This is a genomic window from Pseudonocardia sp. SID8383 (genome assembly GCF_009864975.1).
GTDB lineage: Bacteria > Actinomycetota > Actinomycetes > Mycobacteriales > Pseudonocardiaceae > Pseudonocardia > Pseudonocardia alni.
The window spans coordinates 1-6,405 of sequence record NZ_WWFY01000712.1; the positions used below are offsets into that span (position 1 = coordinate 1).

At 72.7% G+C, this 6,405-nt stretch carries 6 protein-coding genes and 1 pseudogene; 6 read left to right on the forward strand and 1 reads right to left on the reverse strand.

Going from position 1 to position 6,405, the window contains the following annotated elements:
* Positions 1-165 (reverse strand): annotated as a pseudogene (locus tag GTW08_RS17215) (oxidoreductase); the annotation flags it as partial.
* A gap of 336 nt (positions 166-501) precedes the next feature.
* On the opposite strand from GTW08_RS17215, the gene acs reads away from it, so the two are divergent.
* The 6 genes from acs to GTW08_RS31120 all read left to right on the forward strand — a co-directional run bounded on the left by acs (position 502) and on the right by GTW08_RS31120 (position 6,316).
* Positions 502-2,478 carry an acetate--CoA ligase gene (gene acs, locus GTW08_RS17220; protein WP_073575812.1) on the forward strand — a complete coding sequence of 659 codons (1,977 nt, stop codon included), beginning with the start codon at positions 502-504 and terminating at the stop codon, positions 2,476-2,478.
* A 73-nt stretch (positions 2,479-2,551) separates the two neighbouring features.
* A complete protein-coding gene (gene arfB, locus GTW08_RS17225; protein WP_073575813.1) occupies positions 2,552-2,977 on the forward strand; it encodes an alternative ribosome rescue aminoacyl-tRNA hydrolase ArfB in 426 nt (141 codons plus the stop codon).
* A 133-nt stretch (positions 2,978-3,110) separates the two neighbouring features.
* On the forward strand, positions 3,111-3,632 hold the full coding sequence (locus GTW08_RS17230) for a phage holin family protein (RefSeq protein ID WP_073575814.1): 522 nt from the start codon (positions 3,111-3,113) through the stop codon (positions 3,630-3,632).
* Between the two features lie 6 nt (positions 3,633-3,638).
* Positions 3,639-4,589: an alpha/beta fold hydrolase gene (locus tag GTW08_RS17235; protein ID WP_073575815.1), complete on the forward strand. Its 951-nt coding sequence runs from the start codon at positions 3,639-3,641 to the stop codon at positions 4,587-4,589.
* Positions 4,590-4,639: 50 nt separating this feature from the next.
* Positions 4,640-5,908 (forward strand): phosphoribosylamine--glycine ligase, encoded by a 1,269-nt coding sequence (gene purD / locus GTW08_RS17240; protein ID WP_073575816.1) that lies wholly within the window; start codon positions 4,640-4,642, stop codon positions 5,906-5,908.
* 198 nt (positions 5,909-6,106) lie between these two features.
* Positions 6,107-6,316, forward strand: a complete 210-nt coding sequence (locus tag GTW08_RS31120) for a hypothetical protein (protein ID WP_139282823.1) — start codon at positions 6,107-6,109, stop codon at positions 6,314-6,316.
* Positions 6,317-6,405: the final 89 nt, after the last annotated feature.

Sequence of the window (6,405 nt, forward strand, 5' to 3'; positions counted from 1 at the left end):
GGCCGCGCGCAGGGCGGCCTCGGCGGCCGTCGCGGGCCACCCGCGCCGGTTGACCGGCTGGTTGTGCACCTCGGTGGCCGCGTCGCGGGCGCGGGAGACCGCCTCGGCGACGCCGGGGAGGGCGGCGAGCGGGGCGAGCGGATCGGCTGCTGCGGGGCGGGCCATGGGCGTCATCGTCCCAACCCGTGGGTTACCGTCGGGTAGTACCCCTGCGGTGCGGACCGCTCGACGACCGGTCATGGTGATCCACCGACCGCCGGACGCCCGTCCGTCCACCGCCGAGGGTCCCGCGAACCTCCGTGACGCACCGGGGAGTGGCCCCCGACCTGCGCGGACGGTCAGGTGCGGCCCCTGTGGCCTGTCCGTACCTGTCCCGACAGACGGTGCACGGGCCACGACGTTTCACTAGCGTCATACGGCACACGTGCGCGCACACCGAGTGCGCCCGAGGCCGCCACGCCGGCCCGAAGTGACCCGCCGCGTCGAGGAGGACACGAGGACATGGCCGAGTCCGAGAAGAGTTCTGCGCTCAGCGCACTCTCCACCGAGAGCAGGGCGTTCCCGCCGTCGGAGGAGTTCGCGTCGCAGGCGAACGCCACCGCCGACTGGTACGACCGCGCCGACTCCGACCGCGAGGGGTTCTGGGCCGAGCAGGCCGACCGTCTGCACTGGACGACGAAGTGGGACACCGTCCTGGACTGGGAGCCCCCGTTCGCGAAGTGGTTCGTCGGCGGCGAGCTCAACGTCGCCTACAACTGTGCCGACCGGCACGTCGAGGCGGGCAACGGCGACCGCGTCGCCATCCACTGGGAGGGTGAGCCCGGCGACTCCCGCACCATCACCTACGCCGACCTGCAGCGCGAGGTCTCCAAGACCGCGAACGCGCTGACCGAGCTGGGCGTCGGCAAGGGCGACCGGGTCGCCATCCAGCTGCCGATGATCCCCGAGGCCGTGTTCTCGATGCTGGCCTGCGCCCGCCTGGGTGCGCTGCACAGCGTCGTGTTCGGCGGGTTCTCCCCGGGCGCGCTCAAGGCGCGCATCGAGGACGCCGAGGCCAAGGTGCTGATCACCAGCGACGGCCAGTACCGCCGCGGCAAGCCGGCTCCGATGAAGGAGAACACCGACGAGGCGGTCGAGGGCACCTCGATCGAGAAGGTCCTCGTCGTGAAGCGGACCGAGACCGACGTGCCGTGGACCGACGGCCGCGACGTGTGGTGGCACGACGCCGTCGACGGTGCCTCCGACCAGCACACCCCGGAGTCCTTCGACTCCGAGCACCCGCTGTTCATCCTCTACACCTCGGGCACCACCGGGAAGCCGAAGGGCATCCTGCACACCTCCGGCGGCTACCTCACGCAGTCCGCCTACACCCACGACGTGGTGTTCGACCACAAGCCGGGCGAGAGCGTCTACTGGTGCACCGCCGACATCGGCTGGGTCACCGGGCACACCTACATCGTCTACGGGCCGCTCGCGAACGGCGCCACGCAGGTGATGTACGAGGGCACGCCGAACACCCCGCACGAGGGCCGGCACTGGGAGATCGTCGACAAGTACAAGGTCTCGATCTACTACACCGCCCCGACGCTGATCCGCACGTTCATGAAGTGGGGCGAGGACATCCCCGCGAAGTACGACCTGTCCTCGCTGAAGGTGCTCGGCACGGTCGGCGAGCCGATCAACCCCGAGGCCTGGATGTGGTTCCGGGAGAAGATCGGCAAGGAGAACTGCCCGATCGTCGACACCTGGTGGCAGACCGAGACCGGCTCGCAGATGATCGCGCCGCTCCCGGGCGTCACCGCGACCAAGCCGGGCTCGGCCATGCGTGCGCTGCCGGGCATCTCCGCCACGGTCGTCGACGACACCGGCACCCCGGTCGGCAACGGCGAGGGCGGCTACCTGGTCCTCGACAAGCCGTGGCCGTCGATGCTGCGCGGCATCTGGGGCGACACCGAGCGCTACAAGGACACCTACTGGTCCCGCTTCGCCGAGCAGGGCTACTACTTCGCCGGTGACGGCGCCAAGTACGACGACGACGGCGCCATCTGGCTGCTCGGCCGCGTCGACGACGTCATGAACATCTCCGGGCACCGCATCTCGACCACCGAGGTGGAGTCGGCGCTGGTCAGCCACCCGACGGTCGCCGAGGCCGCGGTCGTGGGCGCCTCCGACGAGACCACCGGCCAGGGGATCGTCGCGTTCGTCATCCTGCGCGGGAGCGCGTCGAAGGACGAGGCGAAGGGCGAGGAGGCCATCAAGGCGCTCCGCGACCACGTCTCCAAGGAGATCGGCCCGATCGCCAAGCCGCGCCAGATCCTGGTCGTGGAGGAGCTGCCGAAGACCCGATCCGGCAAGATCATGCGCCGCCTGCTGCGCGACGTCGCCGAGAACCGGGACGTCGGCGACGTCTCGACCCTCGCCGACTCGTCGGTGATGGACCTGATCTCGTCCGGCATGAGCGAGTCCAAGGAGGACTGACCCTCCGGTCCCGGCGGCCCCGGGCCCGTGCTCACCGCACGGGACCCGGGGCCGATCGGCGACACTGGTCGGTGTGGACGACCCGATCGAGGTGCGGCGGGGCTTCGTCGTGCCCGCCCGCGAGCTGCACTGGCGGTTCTCCCGTGCCTCGGGGCCCGGTGGGCAGGGCGTCAACACCACCGACTCGCGGGTGGAGCTGTCCTTCGACCTCGCGGCCTCGCCGAGCGTCCCCGACGACCTGCGCGACCGCGCCCTGTCACGGCTGGCGAACCGGCTCGTCGACGGCGTGCTCACCGTCGTCGCCTCCGAGCACCGCAGCCAGCTCCGCAACCGCGAGGCCGCCCGCGGGCGGCTCGCGACCCTGCTCGCTGAGGCGACCGCGGCGGGCCCGCGCACCCGTCGCCCGACCCGTCCGACGCGCGGTTCGCAGCGTCGCAGGCTCGACGCCAAGAACCGGCGCGGTCAGATCAAGAAACTGCGCGGCCGCCCGGACGAGTGAGGCCGTGTCCCCGGCGTGGCGCAGCCGAGCGGGTCGCCGGGCCCCGTGGCACGATGGCGGCTCACCGAACGACGGCCGTCCGGGGGATCCCCAGCGCCCCGGGCAGGCGAGTGCACCAGCAGGAGGGAAGACGGTGGCCAGCAACAGCCAGTCGGGCAACGCGGAGGTTCCGCCGGTCCTGCCCTCGATCCCGCTCACCAACGAGCCGGGGCCGCGCGACGCGTCCCTCGGTGCCCTCGCGAAGGACGTCACCACCCACCTCTCCACCCTGGTCCGGTCGGAGGTGGAGCTCGCCAAGGCCGAGGTCACGGCCGAGGTGAAGAAAGGCGTGCAGGGCAGCGTCTTCTTCGTGATCGCGGCGGTGGTCGGGCTGTTCAGCCTGTTCTACCTGTTCTTCACCCTGGCCGAGTTCCTGTCGCTGTGGCTCAACCGCGCCGCGGGCTTCGGGATCACGTTCCTGTTCATGCTGCTCGTCGCCGGCCTGTTCGGCTTCCTCGGCTACCTGCGGGTCCGCAAGATCCGCAAGCCCGAGCGCACCATCGACTCGCTCAAGGACTCCGCCCAGGTGCTCGCCCAGCGCGGTCACCGCGGTGACCGCGACAACGTCCGCGAGATCGCCGACGGCACCTCCGGGCGGCACGCCGCCGCGGGCTGATCCGGCGTGTCCGCGACGACCGGTACCCCGCCCGACCCCTCGGTCGTCCGGGTGCCCGGTCCGTGGACGCACCGCGCGGTGTCGGCCAACGGCATCCGCATCCACCTCGCCGAGTACGGCCCGCCGACCGGCCCGCTGGTCGTGCTGCTGCACGGCTTCCCGGAGTTCTGGTGGACCTGGCGCCACCAGCTCCTCGCCCTCGGCGACGCCGGCTACCGGGTCGTCGCGCCCGACCTGCGCGGCTACGGCGACACCGACAAGACCCCCCGCGGCTACGACCTGTGGACCCTCGCCGGTGACTGCGCCGGGCTGATCCGGGCGCTCGGGGAGCCGCGTGCCCACGTCGTCGGGCACGACTGGGGTGCCGCCATCGGCTGGACGGTCGCCACGCTGCACCCGCGGCTGGTCGTCTCGCTCACCGGGCTCGGGGCGCCGCACCCGGTCGTCATGCGTGACGCGGTGCTGCGCGACCCGCTCGGGCAGGGCCGCGCGAGCCGCTACATGGCCGGGTTCCAGCTGCCGCGGCTGCCGGAGCGTTCGCTGCGTGCCGACGGCGGCGCCCGGGTCGGGCGGATCATGCGGGCGTGGGCGGGGCCGGAGTGGGCCGCCACCACCGACTTCGCCGACGCCGTCGCCCGCAACGCCGAGGCGATGCGGATCTCCACCGTCGCCCACTGCAGCCTCGAGTACTACCGCTGGTCGATGCGTTCCCAGGTGCGCCCCGACGGCCGCCGGTTCGCCCGCGAGCTCTCCCGGCCGGTCGGGGTGCCGGTGCTGCAGGTGCACGGCGCCGACGACCCGTGCGTGCTCGACACCACCATGCGCGGCGACGAGCGGTTCGCCGGCGCAGGGCTGACCCACCACACGCTCCCGGCCACCGGGCACTTCCCGCAGCAGGAGCACCCCACCCACGTCACCGCGCTGATCGGGGCCCACCTGCAACGCTGCGACGGCTGAGCGGACACCGGTTCCCCGTTGTCCGACGTGCACGGATACGCTCGGCCACCGTGCGGATCCTGATCGTGGGAAGCGGTGCGCGAGAGCACGCCATCGCCGTGGCTCTGGCGCAGGACCCGGAGGTGACGGCGCTCGCTGTCGCCCCCGGCAACGCGGGGACGGCCGCGGTGTCCGAGCAGCTCGGGCTCGACGTCACCGACAACGGCGCCGTCGTCGACGTGGCGCGGACCTGGCAGGCGGACCTGGTGGTCGTCGGGCCGGAGGGCCCGCTGGTCAACGGTGCGGCCGACGCGGTGCGCGAGGCCGGCATCCCCTGCTTCGGTCCGAGCGCCGAGGCGGCTCGGATCGAGGGGTCCAAGGCGTTCGCGAAGGCCGTCATGAGCGCGGCCGGGGTGCCGACGGCCTCGTCGGTCGTCGTCGACAACCCGGCGCACCTCGACACCGCGCTGTCGGTGTTCACCCCGCCCTACGTCGTCAAGGACGACGGGCTGGCCGCGGGCAAGGGCGTCGTCGTGTCCGGCGACATCGAGGTGGCCCGCGCGCACGCCCTCGGGCTGCTCGACGCCGGCCACCCGGCGCTGCTGGAGTCCTTCCTCGACGGGCCCGAGGCGTCGCTGTTCTGCCTCGTCGACGGCGCCACCGTGGTGCCGCTGCTGCCCGCGCAGGACTTCAAGCGCGTCGGCGACGACGACTCCGGCCCCAACACCGGTGGCATGGGCGCCTACTGCCCGCTGCCCTGGGCGGGCGAGGACCTCGCCGAGGAGTTGGTCGCCCGGGTCGTCGCGCCGGTCGCCGAGGAGATGGTGCGCCGCGGTACCCCGTTCACCGGGCTGCTCTATGCCGGTCTCGCACTGACCTCGCAGGGCCCCGCGGTCATCGAGTTCAACTGCCGCTTCGGGGACCCGGAGACCCAGGCCGTGCTGGCACTGCTGCGCACCCCGCTGTCGCAGCTGCTGCTCGCCACCGCGACCGGCACCCTCGCCGACCAGCCCGCGATCGAGTGGGCCGACGGGTCGGCGGTGACGGTCGTCGTCGCCGCGGAGGGCTACCCGGCCACCCCACGGCTCGGTGACGTCATCAGCGGCGCCGACGGGGAGGGCGTGCTGCACGCCGGTACCCGTCGCCGCGACGACGGCGCGGTCGTCTCCTCCGGCGGGCGCGTCCTGTCGGTCGTGGGCACCGGCTCCGACCTCGCCGCCGCCCGGGCCGAGGCCTACGCCCGGCTGGAGCCGGTCCGCCTCGCGGGTTCGCACCACCGCACCGACATCGGGCTGAAGGCCGAGCGCGGAGAGGTCAGCGTGCCCGTCACGCAGGCCTGATGTTGCGCGGGCATTACCGCCGTATGGCGTAACCCCCATAGTCTGAATGGCCTGACCTGGGCCTCCGTACCTCATTGTTCGATGATCATGAAGAGCCGGTAAAACCGGACACCAGGGTTTGATCTCCACCGGTTCGTCGAGGAATCGTCCTGTGGCACAGGGACACAGCCCGTGTCCCTGAACCACAGGAGGATCACCATGGCCCACGCTCCCCAGCAGGCCCGTCGTCGTCGCGCCCTCGCCCTCGTGGGTGGCGTCGTCGCCGCGCCGCTCGCCGCCCTGGCGCTCACCGGCACCGCGCAGGCGGCCGAGCTGACCCCGGTCGCCGAGTACCTCGACGACACCGTCGCCGACACCGACGCGCAGATCGGCGCCGTCGTCGACGCCCTGGGCTTCGAGGCCGAGTGACACCGGGCGGGCCCCGCGCCCGCCCCGGTTCGTGACCGACCGCGCGCCCGGGAGTGGGCTCCCGCCCGGGCGCGCGGTCCGGTCCCGTG

Bases quoted from the DNA above. Each gene is read 5' to 3' on its own strand.
- acs (WP_073575812.1), top strand. From the start codon at position 502: ATGGCCGAGTCCGAGAAGAGTTCTGCGCTCAGCGCACTCTCCACCGAG.
- GTW08_RS31120 (WP_139282823.1), top strand. From the start codon at position 6,107: ATGGCCCACGCTCCCCAGCAGGCCCGTCGTCGTCGCGCCCTCGCCCTC.